This is a genomic window from Streptomyces sp. NPDC001668 (assembly GCF_042893155.1).
In the GTDB taxonomy this organism is placed as follows: Bacteria; Actinomycetota; Actinomycetes; order Streptomycetales; family Streptomycetaceae; genus Streptomyces.
Window position 1 is genome coordinate 106,956 of sequence record NZ_JBIAUQ010000014.1, and the last position, 22,119, is coordinate 129,074.

A 22,119-nucleotide genomic window follows, 5' to 3' on the forward strand; every position below is an offset into this window, starting at 1 on the left:
TGTGCGGCCGCGTCAAACGGCAGAGGCGGCGACCGCAGCGCGGTGCGGGCCGGGGTGTCACCAGGCCGCGGGGGACCGGCCGGCGACACCCCGGCGGGCCGAGGGCCCTGTGTCGGGCAGTCATCGGCCTGACCAGGGCCTATGCCGGACGCGGGGCATTCATCTCGGCCGGACCCGGCCGGTCACACGGGGTCGGTGCACGGCCGGGAGCTGCGGGGACACCGACACGCTACGAGCCCTGCCCTGTGGACAAGTTCTGCCGATGGGACCGCCGCTCCGGTGGAACACGACGGCGCGCCCGGAAGAGTCGGCAGGAGACACGACTGGTCGCCTCTGGAGCGTTGAGGATGTCGATTCCGTCGATGAACAGTTCGTTGTCGACCAGGAGGTCCTCCCACAGCTTCGGCGTGAGCACCCACATCTGGACCGTCAGCGGATCGCCGCCGGCGAGCGGGAGGAGTTCGGGGCGGGGTACGACGCTCGGTGAGGGACCGCGGCCGTCGGAGTTGGTGTGCAGGACGGAGAAGCACAGGAGCCCGCCGGGCTTCAGAGCGCAACGCAGGGCCGGGAGCAGACGGTGCGGGTCGATGTAGCCGAAGCCATGGATCGAGTAGATGACGTCGTACGGCTGGGCCTGTTGCAGATACTCCACGGCGTCGGCGTGCAGCAGGTTGAGTCCCGGCACGGTGGCGTACCGGGCGAGGGCGCGTTCGTGCTGGGTGGGGGAGGACTCGACGGCGTCGACCACGGCGCCGTACTCCCGCACCAGATGGGCGGCGTACTTGCCCAGCCCGGAACCGAGGTCGAGGACCCGCTTGCCGGACAGGTCGCCCAGGACCTCGGCACCGGGGCCGCTCGGCCAGAAACCCCAGGCGATACGGCCGACTTCGGCAACGTCGGTGGCCCGTTCGATGTGATGCCGGCCGTACGCGGTCCAGGCCGCCAGGTTGGTGTGATCGCTGTTCAATGGGGTCCTCTCCGATCGAGGGTGGAATGTCACGGGCGCAAGGCGAAGCACGCCAGCAGGTCGAGGTCGGCGGCGGTCACGCTCGACCAGCGGGCGGTGAGGAGTTCGACGTCGGGCGCGGTGATGCCCAGGCTCTTGAGGGGATCGTCGTTGGAGCGCCGGTCGGCGAGCTCGGTGACCACCCAGAAGGTCCCGCCGGGGACGAGGAGTTGACGGACGCGTTCCAGGAAGCCTGCCTTGTCGGTGATGAACCGGAAGACAAGCCGGCAGGCGATGACCGCGTACGCCTTCTCGGGCAGCTCGCCCAGGTCGTCGGTGGCGAAGTCCATGACCCGGAACTGAGGGTGATCGCCGGTGCCCGCTGCGCCATCCGTGGCGAGGGCGATGGCGCTGGGTGCACAGTCGATGCCGGTGGACCGGTAGCCGAGCTGGTGGTGCAGATGGCGGACAAGGGAACCGTCGCCGCACCCCACATCGAGCGCCGGCCGCCCGTGGCCTTGGCCGAGGTGTTCGGCCATGAGCTGGGCCTCGGTGCCGGTGATCTGCCGGTAGCGGCGGCCGGCGGCCCACCGGGGCTCCCAGTAGTCGGCAGCAGAGGCGCTCACGCGTTGTTCCCTTCGGTGCGGTAGGCGGCTCGGTCCTGCTGCAGGAGCCACAGTTCCTGCATGAGTCCGGGCTGACTGACCAGTTCGTGGAAGGTGCCTTCCTGCACCACGCGGCCTTTGTCCATGACGACGATGCGGTCGGCGACGGAGGTATTTGCGAGGTTGTGGGTCACCAGGACGACGGCCCGGTCACCGGCCATGTCGCGCAGCCCGGTGAAAATCCGGTGCTCGGCCCGCGGGTCGAGGTCCGAGGTGGGCTCGTCCATGACGAGCAGTCCAGCGTCCCGGTGCGCGGGTCGGGCCACCGCGATGCGCTGCCACTGTCCGGGAGACAGCGCCACACCGCCCCACCACTCCCGGGCCAGCAACGTGCCCAGCCCGGAGCGGAGGGTGTTGATCACGTCGTCGGCTCCGCTGGACCGCGCGGCGCGATGGACGGCCGCGTCGCCCTCGGCGTGCGGCTGGCCCAGGGTGATGTTCTCGCGCGCGGTCATGGGCCAGCGGGCGAAGTCCTGCGGGACCACGGACGTTTGCCGCCACATCGCGTGCGGGTCGAGGTCGCAGACACTGACGCCGTCCCAGGTGACGACGCCGCTGGTCGGCAGGTTCAGCCCGGACAGCAGTTTCATCAGGGTCGACTTGCCCGAACCGTTCTCCCCGACGACGGCCACGATCTCGCCCTGGCGGACGTCCAAGTCGACGTCATGGAGGGTGTCTTCGTCCGCCCCCGGATACCGGAATGAGACGTTCCGCAAGGCGATGTGGCGCGGCCGCGAGGGGATGAGGGTGCCGCGGTCCAGACGCTGGCCGGCGGCCTCCGTGACGAACCGCTCCCAGTCGTCGAGGTAGAGGCCGGTGCGCAGCAGGTCGCGGCCGTAGCCGACGAGTCCCTGCAGACCGGTGGCAGCGGTGCGCAATGCGAAAACGGCGGTGCCGGCCGCTGCGGCCGAGATCCGGCCGGTTGCGAGCAGGCCGAACACCGCACCCCACACCGCCGAGGACGCCAGCCCGGAGGCGGCGGCACCGATGACGGCGATCTTGGCCCGGTCCCAGGCGGCGGCGTCGCTGGTGGCTTCCACTCGCTCGGCGCTGGCCCTGTACTTGGCGAGCAGGTAGGGGGCCAGCGTGTCGGTTCGGACCTGGTCGGACTGGTCTTTGGCGATCAGGTGCCAGCGCAGCATGGTCTTCACCCGCCGGTCCTTGTGGGTGGCGACCACCGCGAGGTAGGTGATCCGCTCGCCCCGGATGCCGGCGATCGCCTGCGGCACGGCCGCCAGGAGCAGCAGAGGCAACAACAGCGGGTAGAGGCTGGCGAGAACGACCCCGGCCGCGATCAGCGTGGTGAGCGACGAGACGTAGTTCTGGGACTGCCCGATCATGTCGCGGCTGACGTCGACGCCCCGCTCGGCGGCGTCGTAGCGGTCGTTGAAGCCGGGGTGGTCGTAGGCGGCCTGTTCGGCGTTGGTGGCCGCCTCCAGCATCTTGTACTCCGCCTCCCGGGAGATGCGGGGCGAGAGCCGGTTGGACAGCGCCTGGATGGCGATGCCGAGCAACGCGCGCAAGCCGGCCGTCCCGGCGAGGACGGCCACGGCCGGGATCGCCGCGGGAAGCCGGCTGGGATCGTCGGCCGTCTCGATGAGCACGGACAGCGCCGCGGTGGTGGCGAACAGACCGAGCGCCCCCGAGATCCCGGAGATGACCTGGCAGACCAGCAGGGCGACGACGGTGGTGCGGTCGACCTCCCAGGCCAGGGCGAAGGTCCTGCGGATCAGTGAGGGAAGCCGGCGGGCCATGGTCCGTCCGGTGAGCAGGTCGGCCAGCTCCAGGCTGTCCCCGCCGGGGTGGTTGAACGCCAGCTCCTCCTCGGCGGCAGGCGGCGCATCTACGTCGTCGGTCTCGCCGCTCTCGCCATGCAGGCGGTCAGCGGTCTCCGTCATTGCCGTTTTCCTTCCTGCTGGTGAAGGCGTGGGTCGGCAGCGGCCGGGACCTCCGCCGCTGAAGGGGCATCACCGCCGGGATCGGCGGCCGTCATCGGCAGGGCACGCAGCGAGCGCAGCGGGGAGGAGGCCAGGACGACGAGGGGGACGAGCAGCAGAACGGTGCCGGCGACCAGGGCGCTGCGTACCCCGTGCAGGGTGCCGATGGCTCCGGCGAGGGGTGCGGCGAAGGGGCGTGAGCCGCCTGTGAGCCAGGTGCTGACCGCCTGCATGCGTCCCTGCAGACGGGGCGTGGTGATCATCTGCCGGATGGAGCGCTGGGTGGTGCCGGCCGCCGCCGCGCACATCAGCTGGACGGTGAGCGCGGCGCCGATCGCAATCTGCCAGGAGCGCCCCGGTGACGCGATCAGCAGGGGAAGCTGGGTGATCGGGGTCAGGATGAGCGCGGTGAGCATCATCGGACCGGGTCCGACCAACCGGGTCATGCGCGGGGCGGACAGCGCGCCGGCGCAGCTGCCGAGGGCGGCAGCCCCCATCACGAGGCCGAACGCCGTCGCGGTGAAGTGGAGTTCGCGCAGTAGGTACAGCGCCCACACGGTGTTGAGCACGCCCAGGGCGAAGCTCATGGTCGAGTTGGTGAGGGTGAGGGTGCGCAGGGTCGTGTCGGCGAAGACGTAGCGCACGCCCTCGGCGATCTCCGAACGCAGCCTTTCTCTCCCGGTCCGAGTCGGCGGCGGGGGCTCGGGAATGCGGATGCGGGTCGTGCACCAGGCGCTGGCGGCGTACGAGAGAGCATCCGCGAGGAGGGCGCGGGCCGCCCCCAGGAGGGAGACCAGGGCCGCGCCGAGGCTGTTGCCGGCCGTCGCGGAGAGGGAGAACAGGCCGCCGAGGAGACTGTTGCCGCGCTGCAGCAAGGAGCGGTCCAGCAGGGTGGGCAGGTAGGCGATGGCGGCGGCGTCGTGGACGACCGCCGCCGTGGCCTGGAGGAAGGCCACCGCCATGAGCTGCTCAAGGGTGAGCCGGTCGAACGCGGCAGCGAGCGGCAGGGTGAGCAGCAGGACCAGGCAGGCCAGGTCCCCGCCGATCATGAGGGGCCGTTTGGGATGCCGGTCGGCCAGGGCCCCGGCGTGCAGGGCGACCAGCAGGCTGGGCAGCTGGGTCAGGAACGCGAGCAGGGACACCTCGAGCGTGGACGCGTTCAGCTCGACCACGGCCAGGTAGGGCACGGCCACGCTGCTCACCGACGATCCGGCGACGCTGGTCGCCTGGCCCGCCACGTAGAGCACGTACGAGCGGTGACGCCACAGGACCTGAGGGTCCACCTGTGGCGGTGTGGAGCCGAGAGCCGGGCGCGGGGCGGGCTCAGGAGAGGCCGTCATGCCCACCCCCGCTGGCCGGGACGGTGATGTTCCCGTAGAGACGCCCCGCCATGAAGTTCGCCAGGACCTGCCGTGTGTAGGGGTGGCAGTCGGCGGGCGGATTTCCGGGATCGATCCACAAGATCGACTTGTGCTTGTGCGGCTCGGCGTTGCGTGGTTCGCCCTGCCACCGCTGCGCGGTGAACACCACACCGATCACGCGCAGCCCGTCGGGACCTCGATAGTGGACCGTCTGGCAGAACTCCAGGTCCTCATGGGCGACTCGGACACCGGCCTCCTCGTGCAGTTCGCGGAGCGCGCCTTCATCGAGGAACTCGTCTCTCTCCAACTTCCCGCCGATCACAGTGACCTGGTTCGGAGAGGTCTTGGACGTGCTGCTGTGCCGTACCGCCAGAATCCGCCCGTCGTCACGCTGGACCAGCACCATGACATTCGCCGGGCTCAAGTGCTCCTTACTCATGCGGCCTGCACCTCCAGCCGGGCCAGGGTGGCCCGCCCGCGTTCGACGATCTCCAGGTCGTGGTTGGGCACACCCCAGGCGATGTCGCTTGCCGCGTCCAGCACGCACAGGCAGCGCAATGCCCATCGCTCCTCGGCGGTGAGCGCGCGGCCGTAGCCGTCCAAGAACGCTCGCTGAAGGTCGGGACGGCCGACCCAGGATCCGCAGGCGAGGGGGACGAGGTCAGCGACCGCAGCGTGCGGACGGGCACGTTCCAGGTCCACCGCGCCGAAGACGGAGGCCGCGGGGCCGCGGTCGAGCAGCCAGTTGCGCTCCTGGAAGTCGCCGTGGATGTAGCCGGCGGCCAGCGGCCCGAGCCGGCCAAGCGCGGCCGCATACCAGCGGACGGTCCGCCGGTCCTGCGGGCTGATCAGGTCCCGGGCCCGGTCCAGATGCCTCTCGCACCCGTCGGCGGTACGTGCGACTTCGGCAGCGGCGTCCGCGTGGTCCTGGGCCGACAGCTCTCCGAGGCCGCCGTGAAAGCGCCGCAGCCAGACGCCAGCCCACCGGTGCAGCATGCGCTGCTCGGCGGGGCGGACGCGGAGCGACGTCACCATGCGGCCGGGTACTACCGACAGCAGCAGGGCCAGCTGCTGCGGTTCGGCAGCCAGCAGCAGAGGTGCGGTGCCCGGCTCCATGCCTGGCGCCACTTCCCGCAGGGCGCGGGTGTCGCGGCCGAAGGACGTCGCATTCGGTGCCAGCTTCACGAAAACGATCGAGGTGGCACAGGTCAGCATCCACACACGGGAGTTGGCGCGGTCGCGGGAGACATCGCGCACCAGGTGCACCGGGCCGACGACAGTCTGGGCCCACTGCAGGAGGGCGGGTGGAATCGGCTTTGTGACGCTCATGCCCCCCACCTCGGTTCCGGGCGTGACGGATCCGCGGCGAAGGCACGGCCGGCGGCCATGGCGTGCGCGAGGTGGACCCGCTGTTCGAAGGCAGGAGGGACGGGGGTGTGGGCGGGGACGGGATTCATGACTACCTCCTGGGAAGAGCGGGTGGCATGGGCGACACAACAACTCGGCTGCTGGGAAGGCCGTTACGGGCAAGCGGAGGCGAAGTGTCGGTCAAAAGTTCGAGCATGTTGGGCGACCCGTGCGGGGACTGGGTGATGCGGCCGTGACGTGCTGTTCGATCACTCGCACAGGGGGTCGTCACCTGATTGAGCGATTGCGGCAAGCGACCAAGCTCGCCTCCGGCACGCGCGCCGGATGGATCACGTGTGCGCGGCGTCGGCCGTGCCTGAGCCGCTGGCCCGGCCTGTCGGGCGGGGCGCGGCGGCGCTCGGCACGCTCTGCAGGCGCAGTGGCGGCCGTCCGGAGCACGGGGAGACAGCGGACGCTGCTCCGCTCTGCTGGCTGTCAACGCGTTCCTCCGGATCTGCGGTCTCGTGGCAGCGCCGCCACATCCGTGGCAGGCGACATCGAGCCCTGGATGTGGAGTGCGGGAGGAACCCTCGGGCACGGCACTGACAATCGGCGGGGCCCCAGGCTGCGATCCGGACAATCCGAGCGACCGTTCGACGACGGACCGACTGCCGCGGCCCGGCCCGATGACCTGCGCAAACGCACGAAGAAAGGATTCATGAACCAGGCCGCCGAACCGCGAAGTTGAGCGGCTGCCAAGATGGCTGGATCTGCCCGAACCGTGGCGCCGGCCGGCGTCCTGACCGGGATGGCCGACCCCTGACACGGCAGGTCGGCGGCTAGCATCAGCACCTCGCAATCCACCGCTGGAGCCCGTGCTCTAAGCGCGGTGCGCACTCACGGAGGCGACGCGCCGACAGGTTCGGCGCTGCGGTCCGAAGCGCCTTCGCACTCCGCGCTACCAGGGCCGCGAGCAGGCCGCAATTTCCGAGGAGTTGACGAGCAGCATGGGCATTCCCGCGGCGCACATTCACGACGTCGTGACCGGCTACCTGCGCCGGTACCCCGACGAGCAGGCGCTGCTGCAGCCGCTGCTCGACCGCGTCGCCGCCGGCCATGACGTCACCCGGCGCACCGACTACGCGGGGCACGTGACCACATCGGGCGTCGTGGTCGACGAGGCGGACGAAGTCCTGCTGATCCACCACCGCGCCTCGGGGCGGCGAATCCAGCCCGGCGGACACTGTGAGCCGAGCGACCGCACGGTGCTGGACGCCGTGCGGCGTGAGATCGGCGAGGAGACAGGCGTCACCGCACTGGAGCCGTACAGCGGCGGCGAACCGATCCACATCGACGTCCACACGATCGAGGCCCGCCCCGACAAAGGGGAACCCGCGCACACGCACTTCGACATCCGCTACCTCTTCCGGACCCGGGGAACGGCGGAGGTGACCTTGCAGGCCGAAGAGGTGGCGGGCGCTCAGTGGTGCGGTCCCTCGCAGCTGGGCGACCCGGTGCTGCGGGCCCGCGTCCTCACCGCCCTGGGCCGGCCGCAGCCAGACCGGCCCGCCGAGGAGGACCCGTACGGCACCCTCGTGGTCATCACGAACCAGGCCGGCAAGGTGCTCATGCATCTACGCGACGACATCGAAGGAATCTGGGCGCCCGGCACCTGGACACCCATGGGCGGCGGAGCCGAGCCGCAAGACACCGGACCGCACGCAACCGGCGTCCGCGAGCTGTACGAGGAAGTCGGCCTCCGCGGCGTCGAGCTGACTCCCATGTTCACCGTCGACTCCGACGGCTATCCCGTCCACGTCTTCCACGGCCGGTGGGACGGTGACCCGGACACGCTGGTGCTGACCGAGGGCACCGCGCTCGCCTTCATCGGGCCGGAGGACTTCGACTGGCTCCCGATGAACGCCTCCGTGAAGGCCGACACCCGGCGCGTGCTGGACCTCATCACTCCCAAGCCGGCTCCGTACGGCTACGGAACCCTCGCACTGATCAGCAACACGGCCGGACACCTGCTCATGCACCTGCGGGACAACAGGCCACAGACCTGCTGGCCCCGCACCTGGTCACCCAACGGCGGCAAGCCGGAAGCCGAAGACGTCGGCCCCCTCGGCACGATTCGCCGAGAAATCCGTGAAGAGATCGGTCTGGACGTGCCGCTCGAGCACCTGCTGACCCACACCGCCGACGACGGGCACCTCACCTACGTTTTCCGTGGCCGGTGGGACGGTGACCCGGAGACGCTGGTGCTGACCGAGGGCACCGCGCTCGCCTTCATCGACCCCAAAGACATGCGCGGACTGCCGATGAGCCCACTTGCCCGGCACGCGGCCCTCAGCGGACTATCCGCCGACCTTGAAGCCCAGGCCCGCGCGGACGGAATCTGCGACCTGGGCGCCGCAGGTGTCATCGTCCACGACGGGCGATTCCTCATCGTGGGGCGTAACCCGAGCAACGACCCCGGAGGCGTGTGGGAGATCCCCAGCGGGCTGCGCGAGAAGAACGAGTCCATCCTGGACTGCCTTATCCGTACGGTCGCCGAGGACACCGGCCTGGCCCTCCAGAGTGTCGACCGGTACCTGGGCTACTTCGACTACACCGACGGCCGCGGCCGCATTGGCCGGAAGTTCCTGTTCACGGTCACCGTCGACAAGCCCGGGCCGATCGCCCTGAGCGAGCACAAGCGCCATCAGTGGGTTGGTGACACCAGTGAGCTGCCGTCCACCAACCCCGAGCTGAAAGCCTTCCTGGACTCGCACGATCCGCTGTCATGAGGTACACGGCACCACCCCGCACGCGCGCGGACCGAAATCCGTGATCCTGAACCCGGGGCCACTGTGATCACCTGCCAGAGCAGTTCGCATGCAGCACCATCGCCCGCGAGAGCGAGTCCGGCGCTGCGTGACTCGCCGGACTGCCGACCATTGTGGACGAGCTGCTCATGCGCTGGGATTGCGTGCCGGACGGCGACGTGGCGCACGGGGGTGTCACGAACTGGGCCACGAGCAGCCCGACACCCTCATCCACGGAGACCTCTACCCCCGCAATCGCCGACCGGCTCGCCCCGCTACCGCGCCGCGCCCTCGTCCTGACTCACGACAGCGCTGCGTCGGCCGAGCTGCTCGCCAAGACCGTCGAGGACCTCCTCTCCGAGTAGAAACACCGCAGGATTGGCCGGACTCCTTCCTGCGAAGGGGGCGGCCGGTCCACCGTGGAACACGACCGAAGGGAACGGCCCGTGACGATCACACCCGAAGCCCCGACGACAACTCCCCTTATCCCCGGCTTCCTTGAGCTGGAGATCACCCGCCGCTGTCAGCTCATGTGCCAGACGCACTGCTACGCCCAAGCGGGCCCGACCCAGGGGCACGGCGTCATGACGGGCGAGGACTGGAAGCGGGTCATCAGCGAGGCCGCGGCACTCGGCGTCAAGAAGATCCAGCTCATCGGCGGAGAACCCACGCTTCACCCCGACTTCGTCGAACTCGTGGAACATGCCCTCGCCAAACGGCTCGGGGTTGAGGTCTACTCCAACCTGTACCGCGTCCGCCCGGAGCACTGGGCGCTTTTCACCCGGTCCGGAATCACCCTGGCGACGTCCTACTACGCCGACACCGACGATGGACACGACGAGGTGACCGGGCGCACAGGCTCCCACGCCGCGACTCGCGCGAACATCATCGAGGCGCACCGCCGCGGCATCCGCGTACGGGTAGGCATCGTTGACGTGCGTGACGGACAGCGCGTCGAGGAAGCCCGCGCGGAACTGGAAGAGCTGGGCATCACGGACGTGCACATCGACCGGGTCCGAGGCGTCGGCAACGCGGCCAAGGGCGCCGGCCTGCCGTCCACGTCCGAGCTGTGCGGCCGATGCGCCACCGGCATCGCCGCGATCCTGTCGGACGGCACCGTCACCCCCTGCGTACTCGGCCGTTTCCTCCCGGCCGGGCATATCAAGGACGCACCGCTAGAGCGGGTCTTCAGCTCGCCGCAGTGGCAGCAGGTCGCCGCGAATATCCCGGCCGGCCGCCACGACCCGTGCGGCCCAGACTGCGGTCCCAACGACGACAGCAGTGGGGGCGGCGGGACATGTTCCCCCGCCGACGACAGCGCGATCCCGAGCTCTGCGGGCTGAAAGGCAGGACCTTCCTGATGGACTGGGAATCAGCAGCACAGCGGCTGGCCGCCAGCACAGTGAACCGACCCGAGTCACGCTGGTATCAGCCGCTGGCCACCACGCCGCGGCACGTGTTCGTGCCGCGGTGGTGGGCCAGGGCCACCAGCAGCGAGGGCGAGGTGTGGAAGCTGCGCGACGGCCCGGGCGACTCCGAGGCGTGGCTGCGGGACGTGTACGCCGACACCACTCTCGTCACTCGCGTCGGGCCTCGGCACGCCGACCACGCCGAGATGAGCCAGATTCTCCCCCGTGGGCGAGCGGGCCGTTCCACCTCGTCCTCCACGCTGCCCGCCCTGCTGCTGATGATGTACCGGGCCGCGTGGATCAGCGACACCTCCCGCCTGCTGGTGACCTGCGGCAGTGGATACGGCACCGCTCTGGCCTGCGCTCGTCTCGGCGAGGACCAGGTCACGAGCGTGGACGTCGATCCGTATCTGGTGCAGGCGGCACGCAAGCGGCTGGCCGAGGCTGGCCACCATCCGCGCGTCGAGGTCTGTGACCTGACCGGTGACCTGCCCGGGGGCAGCTACGACCGGATCATCTCCACCGTCTCCGTGCCGGCCGTGCCCACCTCGTGGCTGGAGTCGCTCGCCCCCGGCGGACGACTGGTGACCACCATCGCCGACACCGGGCTGGTCATCGTCGCGGACAAGACCTCCGATGGCGGCGCCGTCGGGCGCGTCGCGCCGGAGGCGGCTGGATTCATGTCCGCGCGGCACGGCGAGGACTACGACGACACCTTCCCGGAGAACCCGCCGTTGTGGCAGACCGCCCAGCACGCTGAGGGCGAGAGCATCACGACAAGCCGCTACCCGCTGATGTACGTGCCGGACACCTGGGACGTGCGCTCCACCCTCGAACTCCTCGTGCCCGGCATCGACCACCGCCAGCACACAGCGGAAGACGGCACCCGGACTATCTACATGCTCCACGCGGACGGCTCCTGGGCACGCGCCACGGCTGCCGGCCGCAGGGAATCCCCGACCGTGCACCAGGGCGGGTCCCGGCGGCTTTGGGACGAGCTGGACCGCATCCGCACATGGCTCGTCGTCGACGGCGACCTTCCCATCCGCGGCGCCAAGGTGACCATCTCCCCCGACGGAGCGGTCACTTTCTCCCGAAAGGGCTGGTCGTCCACCATCAGCGGCGCGACCAGCGTGCCCGCCCAGTGATCGGGACCTGGTCCTCGGTGTCTCCCGCAGGTGAGCGCATGAACACGATCAACGATCTAGACGAGCAATCGCGCGGCTTTCACGGCCTACGGGCGCAGGCAGGACGGCGCCAGGGGCAGGCGGTCGTCTCTCGCCGAAGACTGGGACCGCCGCGGCGTGGCGGGGCGTGCTCAGCCGTGCCAGGGGTTGTCGGAGCGCTGCAGGAGCCGTACGCGGGCGTGCTGAGTTTCGAACTCTGGCGCCCGGGCGTGGCGTTGCTTCCACAGCACGGCCAGCCAGCGCAGGGCGCAGGTGCGCTGGGCGGCGAGGAACAGGTGCCGGTTGGCGGGCGTGATGCCGAGGTCGGGCAGGAGCGCCATCCAGGTGGCGTCGGGGATATCGCGGGCGCTGATGTGCTCGATCAGGTCGGCGGCGTCGAAAAAGGCCGTGCTGTACCCGCTGTACTCGAAATCGACGCAGGGACTCGTGGCGCCGTGGTGTAGCCAGTTGAGGAGGTTGGAGTCGCCGCGGGAGAACACGGGTGGGGCCGTGTTCTTGTTCAGGAGTTCGGCGTCGCCAGCGTCGTGCCAGGCGGTGAGCAGGGTGCGCATCGCGGCGGTCAGGGGGTCGTCTTCGTGGCATGCGAGGAGCTGCGGCCAGCTGGCCGTGAGCCGCTTCATGTAGTGGGCGCCGGAGTCGATGCGCTCGAGTTCGGCGAGCAGACCCGTCAGGGGCACCCTCTGCAGACGGTGTGTGGTGGGAGCCAGGCTCGTGAGCGCGGCTTCGCGGTCGGTACTCTCCAGGAGGGGTGTGCCCTTCAGCAGCGTCATGCCGATGGCGGGGACGCTGTCGCTGGTGTCGAGCCACAGCGGGCGGGGGACGTCGCTGACGTCGTGCTTGGCGAGCAGGGTCAGGGCTGCCCACTCGCGGTCAACGCGGCGGCGCTGGTTGCCCTTGGCGTAGAGCTTGAGGCAGATCGGCCCGTGACGCGGGTCGTCCCAGGCGTAGACGTGGTTTTGGAAGCCGCCAGTGAGTGGGCGCAGGCCGTGGTGCTCCAGTGCTTCCGTGAGGCGGTCTTCGCTGCCGGTGCGGGCGTCGCGCAGCTCGGCGAGTAGAGCGATGGGAGGGGCGGGGCACGTGGTGTGCATGCGGGGTACTCCGTGGACCTGGTGGTCGGCGTAGCTGGCTGGGGGCGCGGCGGGCTCGGTGGCTGCGGTGTAGTTCTCGAAGTCACAGGGCCTTGCGCAGCGCACGGTTGATCTTCGGGTTGCGGCCGGCTCGGTAGGGAGGGATCGTCACGTATCCGTGCGCTCCATACAGTGCGAGGGCCGCCCGATTGAGAGCGCCCGTCTCGAGCTGGATGTGGTCAAGGCCGTGGGCGCGGGCGTCGTCCTCCAGGGAGCGGAGGATCTGTCGGCCGAGAGTGCGGCCGCGGGCCTCCGGCTGGACGTACATCCGTTTGATCTCACCGACGCCTGGGCCTAGGAGATGCCATCCTCCGCAGCCCAGCGGTCGGCCAGCGGGAGCACAGGCCAGGAGAAACAGTCCGCGGGGCGGCACGAATTCGTCAGGCGGCGTATCGGACCGGTCGTCGGCGTACCCGTAGAGGGCGACCTGTGATGCGCGGAAGTCCCTGAGCATCCGCTGCACGGCCGGGGAGCCATAGGACGCCGGAGCGATGGACCACGGGAATGGCGGCCGGGGAGGAGCTGTGGGCGCTGTCATCCCGCGAGGACCTGGAACTCCGTCTCACCGAACCCGCGGCCGTTGACCTGGAGCTTGAGGGTATAGCTGCCGGGCACGAGCGGCACGGTGGCCGTGGAGCGCAGGGAGTGCTGTTTGCTGAGAGTGGTGGTCTGCCCGGTCTGGACGGCCGTCGTCTTCAGGACGTAGACCTTCTCCCTGCGCTTGTTCGTCTTGGTGGGTGAGGAGATCACGTAGTTCACCCGGAGCTTCGCCGACGCCACTGCCGTCAGGTCTGCGGAGAACACCAGGCTGTCACCGATGGCCACTTGGGTGCGCTCAAGACGGATGGGGGAGACCTCCACCGGTGGGTTGCTCGGGTAGCCGAGGAACTCGTAGGCGGCGTCATCACCCGCCTTCAGCCGAGTGCGCAGCGCCTCACGGGCAACGAAGTCGAACTCCCTGTCCTTGAGGCGGCCGGCCGTCTTCCAGCGGCCGAGTGTGTCGAGGACCAGGCCGAGGTCCTCCTCGGCGATGTCGTGAAGGTGATTGGCCACCGACTGCCGCACGAACCGGCTGGTGTCATCGCAGAGCCGGTCGAGCAGCGGGAGGCCAGCGTCGACGGCGAGAGGGACCTTGATGGACCACGGCAGCCGCGGGCGGGTGCATTCGCTCGCCAGGCGGCGCACCCGGTGGTCGGGATCCTCCGTCCACGACTCGATGACCTTGAGCGTCGCGTCGGGGAAATCACGGAGGAAGTACCGCATGGCGTCTTCGGCCGAAAAGTACGCGGTCATGCGCCTCAGCGCGTCGAGCGCGGGCTCAAGGTCTTCGCGCGTCCGGCAGTGACGGGCGACGTAGTCGGAGTGCGGCGCGTAGATGTAGAGGCCGAAGTCTGAGTCCGCTCCGGCTTCCTCCGGGCTGGCGGGCAGCGACCGCAGCAGGATCTCGACCGCCTGCAGGCCGGTGGCGGGAAGGTGGGTTGCCAGAGCCTGGCTCGTGCGGGCGATCCGCTCCTTGAGCTTGAGGCGGGGCAGGTCGGCCAGGACCTCGCTGGCGAAAGCCTCGGCGTCGAAGCTGGGGCAGACCGCGCGCACCTCCCCGCCGATCCGTCGGATTCGGGTCTCGCTGAGCGCATGCTCCGTCTCGGCCATGTCCGCACCATAGCGGCGGCGTACGACACAGCGGCTGGATCGCGCCGACCGCCGGGGTGGGCGGTTGACGCGGTTAGCGGACCGAGGCGCGGTAGAGAAGCCGGCGGTGGCGGGAGCTGTCGCAGGGTGAGGCGGTGTGGAGGGTGGCGAGGTTGTCCCAGACGACGAGGTCGCCCGGCCTCCAGCGGTGGGTGTAGACGTAGGGGGAGCTGGTCGTATGGGCCAGCAGGTCGGCGAGCAGTGCCCTGCTCTCGTCCGGGTCCATGCCGACGATGTACTTGACGACCATGCTGCCGAGCAGAAGTGATCCGGCGCCGGTGACGGGATGAGCCAGAACGAGCGGGTGCTCGACTTCCGGATGAGTTGCCAGGCTGCCGGCCGCAGTGGAGGACTGGCCGCCGCTGGCCCGGCTCTGCAGTTGTGCGAGTTGCTGGATCGAGTGGACCGCGCGTAGGTGCGCGATCCTCTCCTTCAACTCTGCGGGCAGGTCCGCGTAGGCGCGGGTGGCGTCGGCGAACCGCGTCTCGCCGCCCTGGGCGGGGGTGATGACCGAGTACAGCAGGGTTGCCCGGGTCAGCTCGGGCTTGAAGCTGTTGTCCGCATGCCACTCCTCCTCGTTGTCTCCGTCGTAGACGCCGACGTGAGTTCCGTCTTCAGTGATGTTGCTGATCGTGGTGAGGCCGGGGAAGCCGCCGACGGCGTAGCGGCGGTCGACGTGGGTGTCCACCGGGCCGAAGTGCGCGGCGGCCGCGAGGAGATCGGCGTGGTTGAGGTGCTGGCCGGGGATGACGAGCAGCCGGTGATCGTGCAGGGCCTGCAGCAGGTCAGCGGAGAGGCCCCGGTTCCCCGGAGCGGTGAGATCGACGGTGGCTTCGGCGCCGAAGACACCGGGAAGTGGGTGGAGCGGCAGAGGCATCGCCGGATCCTCCAGTTCGGTTCGCTGCCAGCGGGGATGTTCAGAACTGCGACGACTGCTGGAACTGGCTGATGTCCTTCACGCCGGACGCTGCCATGCACAGCCGTTCGATACCGATGCCCAGACCGACGCTGGCCGCCGGAACGCGGCCGGCATCGATCGCTTCCCAGGCAAGGCGCTGTTCCTGGTCGTAGAGGTCAACCTCCTTGGCCCGCTGGGCGAATGCTGCGCCGTCGGGCTCGTCCTCGTAGCCGTGGACCACCTCGATGCCGTCGACGATGAGTTCGAACCGGTTGAGCTGGGCCGTGGTGCCTGGTGTGAGGCGGGCGCACGGCTCGTCTCCACCGAGCGGGTAGTCGGTCAGGAAGACGGCCGAGTTCGCGCTGCGGGTCTCCAGCTCCCGCTCGATGAAGTGGCCGAGGGTCTCCTTGAACGGTGTCTCGGTGGCCAGGCCCAGGCGGGCGGCCATGCGTGCTGGCAGGTCACCGATGGTCTCGCGCCGCAGGTCGACACCGAAGACGTCGCGGATGTGGTCGACGACGGAGATCTGCACGGGCGTGTAGGCGATGTGGGGCACAACCAGCCGCGTGGCCAGGTCCATGAGGAACGCGAAGTCTTGGCCGGCCGCGTAGAGGTCGAGCATCGTGAACTCGCACCCGTGGAGGCTGTCTGCCTTCTCCGGCCTGAAGCAGGGGCCGATCTCGAAGACGCGCGGGTGGTGTTCCAGGTTCACCCGCAGCGCCGGGCCGATCATGGCTCGCAGGTACCGGCCGCCGTCCAGGTCGACCGGCGCCCGTCGGCCGGCTCCGAGATCGGCACGGCGGGCGACCGGCGTGATGACCTCACGGAAACCTTCGGCGCGGAGGGTGGCACGGAGGGCGAAGAGGACATCCGACTTGAGGGCGATCGGATCACCGGACACGCAGCACTCCTTGGTCCAGGGGGCGTGGTGGATGTTGCACGCGTTGCGCCGGGATCGGCCTGCGGCGCCTCGTCGGCAGCGGCACGCTAGTCGGCCGTCTCAGTGAGGAGAACCCCGCGCAGCCGGCCCCCAGGCGCGATTTCACCCTCATCCGCATCCCCTCCGGGCTCGTGCTGAGGTGTTTTCCCTGCTCACCGCTGTCGGCCGTGCAACACCCGTGCAACACCCTCATGCGCGCGGTGCAACGGCCGCGCCTCCGGTGCAACAGCGCCAGTCGTTGCCCAGCCCTCGACGCGCTCCTAGCTTGAATGCCCAGCGCCCGGTACACACGGCGGTCACGCGGACCGTTTCTGACGAAGGGCGCGGCCCGCACCAGAGGGCCAGGACCAGGTCCGCCAGCTGTCTGCGTGGACGCACGCACGCACGAACCGCGCGCTGCCGCGTGCTGAAGGGTCCCGGGGCACCTTGCCCGCGGTCCCCGGCACGCCGATCTCCGACCCATCACTAACCAGGGCACACCCGTGCCCGAAGGGAGAGCCATGAACAGCGTTCTGAAGACCGGTGTCCGCCCGGACGCCTCCCTGAAGACCGGTGTCCGCCCCGACGCCGTGCTCAAGACCGGCGTCCGCCCGGGTGCCACGGCGGCCTGATCAGGCCCAACCCTGGCTTCTCCCGCTCCGGTGTTGATCCGCGCGTGCGTACCTGAGTGCGCAGCCGCACGGTGCCGTAGCGGGGCGGCCGGCGGGGGTTCGGTGGCGTCCCGACGTCACCGAACCCCTGCGTGACGGACAGTCAAGCGACGAGTCAGGCAGGAGGATCCGGATGAGCAGCCGAGCTGCGGACGCTTCCCGGCAGTCGGAATCACCAAGCCGCAGGCGTCACGGCACCGGCGCTTCGCCACGCGTGCGCCAGGCGCTGGGCCGCGAGCTGATCGCCGACCTGGAAAGACTGTGTGGCCGCCCGACGATCGGGCTGCTCGACGTCGTCGTCGACATCGTGTCCATCGCCGCGGCCGCGGTGGTCGGTTCCCTCGTCGGCCACGGCATCGGGCCCCTGCTGGCGATCTGCTACATCGGCGTGCGGCAGCGGCACTTGTCGAATCTCGCCCACGAGTGCGTCCACTCCAAGCTGTTGGCCACACGCAAGAGCAACCGCCTCATCGGATACGCCCTCACCGCCCTGCTCGGCGAAGGTTTCCTGCCCTACAAGGTCACTCACGGCATCCACCACGCACAACTTGGCTCCGCCCGGGACCCCATGTTCCAGTCGTACCGCGCCGGCGACATTCACCGGGCCGGGCCCGCACCGACACGCCGCGCCTTCGTCCTCAAGGTCATCGTGCGCAACGCTCTCTTCCGCCTGCCGAAGAATGCGACCCTCACCCTCCTGACGAAGGCACCCGAGGAGACCTGGGGGGCGCTCGCCTCGCGGGCCGCCTTGTGGAGCGCCGCCATCGTCGTGTGCTGGCCCTTCGACGCGGTGCTGCCCTTCCTTCTCTACTGGCTCGTGCCGCTGATCCTCGTACGTCCCGTCGTCACCTGGATCACCGACCTCGGTAACCACGCGGGCCTGATCGAGAACCGCGACGTGCTGGTGCAGACGCGAGGATGGTCCTCGCATTGGCTCACCCGCCACCTCCTCGGCGGACACCTCGACGACATGCACCACCCCGTACACCACTGGTGCCCACAGATCCCCTTCCGCCGTCTCCCTGAGGCCGCGGCCATAATCCGTCAGCAGCTGGTGCGCTGGCCGGAAGTGCCCTGGTGCAGCGGCTTCTTCTTCCGCCGCCGGTCCACCCCCCGTCAGCCGTGCGTGATCGAGGACATCATCGCCCGCCTCGGTGCGCCCCCCTCGCAGGCAGCCGAGTCGGCGACCACCGCCGACGCCACTGCCTAGCCCAGATCCCCGCGCATTCGGATCACACCCGCGCTAGGCGTGCTGCCGGGCGCCGGCCAGTACGCCGTGCCGACCATGTCGGCAGACGCCGCCAAGGAGGGCGGCCCACCATGACCTACGCCCCCGTGAACAGCTTCGACGAGTGGACCCCGCTGAAGGAGGTCATCGTCGGGCGTGCCGACAACTACACCGCGCACTACGTCGACGCGTCCTTCCAGCTGTTCTACTTCGACAACGTCCAGCCCGACGTCGACGCCACGGCCGGCCAGCCGCTCCTGCCGATCCCGCAGCAGCTGGTCGACGAACTCACCGAGGACGTCGCCGGCCTGACCGACGCCCTCTCCTCAGGCGGCATCACCGTCCACCGCCCATCGGCCTTGGGCAAGGACGTCGACATCCAATCGCCCTCCTGGGACGCTCGGGCCACCCCGGCCCTCAACGTGCGCGACAACACGATCATCTTCGGCAAGACGATCGTGGAGACCGCCCCGCACGTCCGCGCCCGAATCTTCGAGAACGACCAGCTCAAGCCGCTGTTCTACCGCTACTTCGAAGCAGGGTCCCGATGGCTGACCATGCCACGCCCCGCCCTGGCCCGCGGATCTCTCGACACCGCCTACTTCGACCGGCAAGGCATCGACGTCTCGCACGTCACCGACGCTGACACAGCGCTGTCCATCGACGGGCTCGGCCTGGAGCTCATCTTCGACGGCGCCCAGTGCATGCGCCTGGGCCGCGACGTTCTGGTCAACGCCGCCAACCGCAACCACGCCATGGCCCTGCGCTGGCTGCGAGAGACCCTCCCCGACCTGCGCTTCCACCTCCTCGACGGCATCGCCGACAGCCACATCGACAGCATCGTGGTGCCCCTGCGCCCCGGCCTGATGCTCCTGCGCGAGCCGAAGTACCTCGACTACCTTCCGAAGCCCATGCGGTCGTGGGACGTCATCTATCCGCCGCCGATGGATGAGTCTGCCTTCCCTGACTACAGCGCCTTCGGCTTCAACATCGCCAGCCGCCACATCGACATGAACGTGCTCTCCATCGACGAGAACACGGTCGTCGTCAACTCCCTCTACCCGCAGCTGATCCGCGTCCTGGACGACCGAGGCTTCACCGTTGTCCCCGTGCGCCACCGCCACCGGAGGCTCGCCGGAGGCGGATTCCACTGCTTCACCCTCGACACGGAGCGCGCCGGCGGCTGCGAGGACTACCTGAGCTAGGCCACGGCCAACCCCCAACCACCCACGAGCACGCCTGCTGCCGACCGCAGCCCGAACGTCAGGAGATCACGTGAACGACGCCTGGCCCCCCAACCGGGACTTCTGGACCGGCGAATTCCCCGGACAGACGAGCAACAGGACCGCCCCGTATCTGTTCAAGGGCATCATCCCAGCCACTGCCGCGGGCCCCGACGACGTCCTGGCTGGCCTGGAGGCGATGCGCCGGGCGCACGCCGCGGGCACGCCGTACGCGGCGAAGGCCCGCGTGTACGTCGGTGAGGAGCGGCACGACGAGCTCGTCGAGAGTGTGCTGACCAAGGACGGATGGGACGACGGGGCCTTCGTCGAGTGGATGCAGTCCCTCGTCGGCGCCGACCGCTTCAGCCTGGTCATCAACAACCTCGAAACCGTCAGCCCCTCACTGGCAGCCGGGTTCGGCCCCTTCCTGCGCTCGCTGTTCGAGGGCTGGGGGGTGCCCATCGGCGGTGCGGAGCAGGCGGCGTTCTGCGGGAACTACAGCGGCACCGCCTTCGGCGTTCACGAGGGTGCCGAGGACGCCTTCCTGTGCCACCTCGGTCCGGGCACGAAGCATTTCTACTGCTGGGCGCCGGAGGTGTTCGAGAAGCACACCGGCGGCAAGGAGCCCGTCTTCGGGGACTACCAGTGGCTGCTGAAGCACGGCGAGTGCTTCGTCATGGAGCCGGGCGACGCCCTCTTCCTGCCCAAGCGAGTGTTCCACGTCGGCCGGCAGGACACCTTCTCGATCTCGGTGGCTATGCCCCTGTACACCTTCCCCGACGACCGGCTCCTGCGGCTTGCGGTGCTGCCCGAGCTGCTCGACGACGTCCTGGGCGAGGACCCTCACGACCCGCTGGGCACCCAGTCGCCCATGCACGCGGCTGCCGACGGCGGCGCCGAGGCCATCCAGCGGCTCACCGAGCGGGCCCGCACCGCGCTGGCCATCGTGGGCGAGCGGCTGCAAGCCGGCGTCGCCCGTCAGGTGGAGCGCCGATGGAACTCCGTGTGGAGCAACGGCGGCTGGGAGCTGGTGGACAACGACCTTGGACGTACGCAAGCGGTAGCCGCCTTCGAGGCCGACCGCGTCCGGCCCGGAGCCACGGTGTCCATCCCCGCCCCCTACCAGCTGCGGATCACCGGCGCGGAGCAGGCGTTCCTGCGCGGCATCGATGTCGCTTGCGATACCGGGCCCTTGACCGCCGACCTGGTCGGGCAGCTGAACTCCGGAGCCCCCGTCACGCTGCCCCACGACGACGCACTGTGCACCACCATCGCGGCCCTCGGCTCCACCGGCGGGATCCGCATTATCACCGACTCCAACCTGTCGGAGGCCGCCGCGTGAGCACCGCAAACTGCCTCGTCCAGGCCTACCTCAAGGCCAACCCCGAGACTCGCATCGCGGTCGCACGCACCCTGCAGGGCGACCTCACCGACGGCACCGTGCTGGTCGACAGGCATCTCAAACCCATGATCGACACGGTGTACGCGCAGATCCGGGACCGCGTCGAGCCGGAGAAGCTCACCGCGGCACAGGCGGCCATGTTCATCGCGGAGCTATCCGTCTTCGCCCGCTACAACGCCGCCTACCTCCGGCAGGCCGCGGCCTCCGTCGAGAGTTACTGCCCCGCTCTCGCCCACGAGCTCTACCGCAACTTCCTGGAGGAGGGCGGAGAGCCCGGCAAGGTCCCCGCGCACTACGTCCTCTACTCCACCGCGCTGCTCAGCGACCTCGACCTCCTCGTCACCGGCCACGTCCCCGCACCCGAGACGCTGATGCTCCTCGCCTTGCACGAGCGGATGGTCAACTCCCACCAGCCCAGCGCCATCGCCGGCGGCTACTACGCCACCGAGGGCGTCGCCATCGCTGAGACCGTGCTCCTGCGGGACATCACCGACCGGTACGGCGAGGTCACCATCGGCAGGACCGGCAGCCAGCTGGAGAGCCTCGACAACTACTACCGGCTCCACCTCGACGACGGCCACGACGCCGCCCAGGTCGCCGGACTCAGCGTCGAGGCAGCCCACATCGAGGGCCTGGCCGCCTTCATTCGGAAGAGTGAACTGTTCCACCTCGACCTTCCCCAAGCGCTCACCGGCTTCCTGGAGATCCTCAGGGGAATGGCACAGTGGTGGGTCCAACTGGCCCACCGCTCACAGGAGATGGTTTGATGAACGCCGCCCCCGCCGAAGGATCCGAAGAACGCAGCGGCGGATGCTACTGCGGTTGGATCCGCTTCATCACCCGGGGCAAGCCGGTCTTCCCCCACTTGTGCAGTTGCAAGGACTGCCAGAAGTTCGGCGGCGGCCCGGTGATGTGGTGGGTCGGCTTCGCCACGGTGATCTGGACCGGCGAGGGTGGCGAACCCATGTGGATCGAGACGTTCCCGGACGAGGCCAAGCGCGGATGCTGCCCCAAGTGCGGCACCCGCGTCGCGGCGATCGACTCTGACATCCCGGAGATCGGCATCAACGTCCCGGCGCTGGATGACACCAGCGGCGAGGACCTCGTCCCGGTCAGCCAGAGTTTCCGGCCCAACGCCGTGCCCTGGCTGCCCACCGTGCCGGACACCCAGCACAGCCCCGTCGGCTGAAATCCGCGAAACCCCCGGGTGGCCGGCAGACCTGACCTGCCCGGCCACCCGGGCTCAGCCTGGGGACCCCTGCGCCGCTTCCGGCTTTGCACCGAGCGAGCCCCGCCCATCCCC

The 22,119-nt window shown here is 69.5% G+C and carries 20 protein-coding genes; 9 read left to right on the forward strand and 11 right to left on the reverse strand.

Translation table 11 applies throughout. The features are described from left to right. Positions 1–229: 229 nt before the first annotated feature. Genes ACFYZ8_RS33745 through ACFYZ8_RS33770 form a run of 6 tightly spaced genes read right to left on the reverse strand, consistent with a single transcriptional unit; the run spans position 230 to position 6,238 of the window. Entirely contained in the window at positions 230–967 is a 738-nt protein-coding gene (locus tag ACFYZ8_RS33745; protein WP_389050424.1) for a class I SAM-dependent methyltransferase, read from the reverse strand. 29 nt (positions 968–996) lie between these two features. Then, entirely contained in the window at positions 997–1,572 is a 576-nt protein-coding gene (locus ACFYZ8_RS33750; RefSeq protein ID WP_389050426.1) for a class I SAM-dependent methyltransferase, read from the reverse strand. Continuing rightward, positions 1,569–3,509: an ABC transporter ATP-binding protein gene (locus tag ACFYZ8_RS33755; protein ID WP_389050429.1), complete on the reverse strand. Its 1,941-nt coding sequence runs from the start codon at positions 3,507–3,509 to the stop codon at positions 1,569–1,571. Before ACFYZ8_RS33755 ends, ACFYZ8_RS33750 begins: the two co-directional genes overlap by 4 nt. Beyond that, a complete protein-coding gene (locus ACFYZ8_RS33760) occupies positions 3,506–4,831 on the reverse strand; it encodes an MFS transporter (RefSeq protein ID WP_389050431.1) in 1,326 nt (441 codons plus the stop codon). The genes ACFYZ8_RS33755 and ACFYZ8_RS33760 overlap by 4 nt, the downstream gene beginning before the upstream one ends. A 40-nt stretch (positions 4,832–4,871) precedes the next feature. Then, positions 4,872–5,348 carry an NUDIX domain-containing protein gene (locus tag ACFYZ8_RS33765; protein ID WP_389050432.1) on the reverse strand — a complete coding sequence of 159 codons (477 nt, stop codon included), beginning with the start codon at positions 5,346–5,348 and terminating at the stop codon, positions 4,872–4,874. Further along, a complete protein-coding gene (locus ACFYZ8_RS33770) occupies positions 5,345–6,238 on the reverse strand; it encodes a phosphotransferase (RefSeq protein ID WP_389050435.1) in 894 nt (297 codons plus the stop codon). Before ACFYZ8_RS33770 ends, ACFYZ8_RS33765 begins: the two co-directional genes overlap by 4 nt. 1,025 nt (positions 6,239–7,263) lie before the next feature. Between ACFYZ8_RS33770 and ACFYZ8_RS33775 the strand changes: the two genes are divergently transcribed. The 4 genes from ACFYZ8_RS33775 (at position 7,264) to ACFYZ8_RS33790 (ending at position 11,620) form a co-directional block, all read left to right on the forward strand. Further along, entirely contained in the window at positions 7,264–9,045 is a 1,782-nt protein-coding gene (locus ACFYZ8_RS33775) for an NUDIX domain-containing protein (protein ID WP_389050437.1), read from the forward strand. A 167-nt stretch (positions 9,046–9,212) separates the two neighbouring features. Further along, positions 9,213–9,428, forward strand: a complete 216-nt coding sequence (locus tag ACFYZ8_RS33780; protein ID WP_389050439.1) for a hypothetical protein — start codon at positions 9,213–9,215, stop codon at positions 9,426–9,428. An 81-nt stretch (positions 9,429–9,509) separates the two neighbouring features. Next, on the forward strand, positions 9,510–10,406 hold the full coding sequence (locus ACFYZ8_RS33785) for a radical SAM protein (protein ID WP_389050441.1): 897 nt from the start codon (positions 9,510–9,512) through the stop codon (positions 10,404–10,406). Between the two features lie 17 nt (positions 10,407–10,423). Next, positions 10,424–11,620 carry a methyltransferase domain-containing protein gene (locus ACFYZ8_RS33790; protein ID WP_389050444.1) on the forward strand — a complete coding sequence of 399 codons (1,197 nt, stop codon included), beginning with the start codon at positions 10,424–10,426 and terminating at the stop codon, positions 11,618–11,620. Positions 11,621–11,790: 170 nt separating this feature from the next. Here the strand turns inward: ACFYZ8_RS33790 and ACFYZ8_RS33795 are convergent, their stop codons facing one another. The 5 genes from ACFYZ8_RS33795 to ACFYZ8_RS33815 all read right to left on the reverse strand — a co-directional run bounded on the left by ACFYZ8_RS33795 (position 11,791) and on the right by ACFYZ8_RS33815 (position 16,274). Further along, positions 11,791–12,747 carry a phosphotransferase family protein gene (locus ACFYZ8_RS33795; RefSeq protein WP_389050446.1) on the reverse strand — a complete coding sequence of 319 codons (957 nt, stop codon included), beginning with the start codon at positions 12,745–12,747 and terminating at the stop codon, positions 11,791–11,793. 82 nt (positions 12,748–12,829) lie between these two features. Beyond that, positions 12,830–13,324, reverse strand: a complete 495-nt coding sequence (locus ACFYZ8_RS33800; protein WP_389050447.1) for a GNAT family N-acetyltransferase — start codon at positions 13,322–13,324, stop codon at positions 12,830–12,832. Next, positions 13,321–14,436, reverse strand: coding sequence for a hypothetical protein (locus tag ACFYZ8_RS33805; RefSeq protein WP_389050449.1), 1,116 nt, complete (start codon positions 14,434–14,436; stop codon positions 13,321–13,323). Before ACFYZ8_RS33805 ends, ACFYZ8_RS33800 begins: the two co-directional genes overlap by 4 nt. A gap of 73 nt (positions 14,437–14,509) precedes the next feature. Then, the gene (locus ACFYZ8_RS33810) at positions 14,510–15,352 is read right to left on the reverse strand and encodes a TauD/TfdA dioxygenase family protein (protein ID WP_389050452.1); all 843 of its coding nucleotides are present in this window, start codon (positions 15,350–15,352) and stop codon (positions 14,510–14,512) included. A 40-nt stretch (positions 15,353–15,392) separates the two neighbouring features. Then, a complete protein-coding gene (locus ACFYZ8_RS33815) occupies positions 15,393–16,274 on the reverse strand; it encodes an amino acid--tRNA ligase-related protein (protein ID WP_389050454.1) in 882 nt (293 codons plus the stop codon). A gap of 903 nt (positions 16,275–17,177) precedes the next feature. Here ACFYZ8_RS33815 and ACFYZ8_RS33820 point away from each other — a divergent pair. From ACFYZ8_RS33820 to ACFYZ8_RS33840, 5 genes are all read left to right on the forward strand, one after another. Then, positions 17,178–18,173: a fatty acid desaturase family protein gene (locus ACFYZ8_RS33820; protein ID WP_389050456.1), complete on the forward strand. Its 996-nt coding sequence runs from the start codon at positions 17,178–17,180 to the stop codon at positions 18,171–18,173. A 110-nt stretch (positions 18,174–18,283) separates the two neighbouring features. Continuing rightward, a complete protein-coding gene (locus ACFYZ8_RS33825) occupies positions 18,284–19,396 on the forward strand; it encodes an inosamine-phosphate amidinotransferase 1 (protein ID WP_389050458.1) in 1,113 nt (370 codons plus the stop codon). Between the two features lie 70 nt (positions 19,397–19,466). Then, positions 19,467–20,756 carry a JmjC domain-containing protein gene (locus ACFYZ8_RS33830; RefSeq protein ID WP_389050460.1) on the forward strand — a complete coding sequence of 430 codons (1,290 nt, stop codon included), beginning with the start codon at positions 19,467–19,469 and terminating at the stop codon, positions 20,754–20,756. Next, positions 20,753–21,583, forward strand: coding sequence for a DUF3865 domain-containing protein (locus tag ACFYZ8_RS33835; RefSeq protein ID WP_389050461.1), 831 nt, complete (start codon positions 20,753–20,755; stop codon positions 21,581–21,583). The genes ACFYZ8_RS33830 and ACFYZ8_RS33835 overlap by 4 nt, the downstream gene beginning before the upstream one ends. Then, the gene (locus tag ACFYZ8_RS33840; protein WP_389050463.1) at positions 21,583–22,005 is read left to right on the forward strand and encodes a GFA family protein; all 423 of its coding nucleotides are present in this window, start codon (positions 21,583–21,585) and stop codon (positions 22,003–22,005) included. The genes ACFYZ8_RS33835 and ACFYZ8_RS33840 overlap by 1 nt, the downstream gene beginning before the upstream one ends. Positions 22,006–22,119 lie beyond the last annotated feature (114 nt).

Bases quoted from the DNA above. Each gene is read 5' to 3' on its own strand.
- ACFYZ8_RS33755 (WP_389050429.1), bottom strand. From the start codon at position 3,509: ATGACGGAGACCGCTGACCGCCTGCATGGCGAGAGCGGCGAGACCGAC.
- ACFYZ8_RS33765 (WP_389050432.1), bottom strand. From the start codon at position 5,348: ATGAGTAAGGAGCACTTGAGCCCGGCGAATGTCATGGTGCTGGTCCAG.
- ACFYZ8_RS33770 (WP_389050435.1), bottom strand. From the start codon at position 6,238: ATGAGCGTCACAAAGCCGATTCCACCCGCCCTCCTGCAGTGGGCCCAG.
- ACFYZ8_RS33775 (WP_389050437.1), top strand. From the start codon at position 7,264: ATGGGCATTCCCGCGGCGCACATTCACGACGTCGTGACCGGCTACCTG.
- ACFYZ8_RS33780 (WP_389050439.1), top strand. From the start codon at position 9,213: ATGCGCTGGGATTGCGTGCCGGACGGCGACGTGGCGCACGGGGGTGTC.
- ACFYZ8_RS33790 (WP_389050444.1), top strand. From the start codon at position 10,424: ATGGACTGGGAATCAGCAGCACAGCGGCTGGCCGCCAGCACAGTGAAC.
- ACFYZ8_RS33795 (WP_389050446.1), bottom strand. From the start codon at position 12,747: ATGCACACCACGTGCCCCGCCCCTCCCATCGCTCTACTCGCCGAGCTG.
- ACFYZ8_RS33800 (WP_389050447.1), bottom strand. From the start codon at position 13,324: ATGACAGCGCCCACAGCTCCTCCCCGGCCGCCATTCCCGTGGTCCATC.
- ACFYZ8_RS33805 (WP_389050449.1), bottom strand. From the start codon at position 14,436: ATGGCCGAGACGGAGCATGCGCTCAGCGAGACCCGAATCCGACGGATC.
- ACFYZ8_RS33810 (WP_389050452.1), bottom strand. From the start codon at position 15,352: ATGCCTCTGCCGCTCCACCCACTTCCCGGTGTCTTCGGCGCCGAAGCC.
- ACFYZ8_RS33825 (WP_389050458.1), top strand. From the start codon at position 18,284: ATGACCTACGCCCCCGTGAACAGCTTCGACGAGTGGACCCCGCTGAAG.
- ACFYZ8_RS33840 (WP_389050463.1), top strand. From the start codon at position 21,583: ATGAACGCCGCCCCCGCCGAAGGATCCGAAGAACGCAGCGGCGGATGC.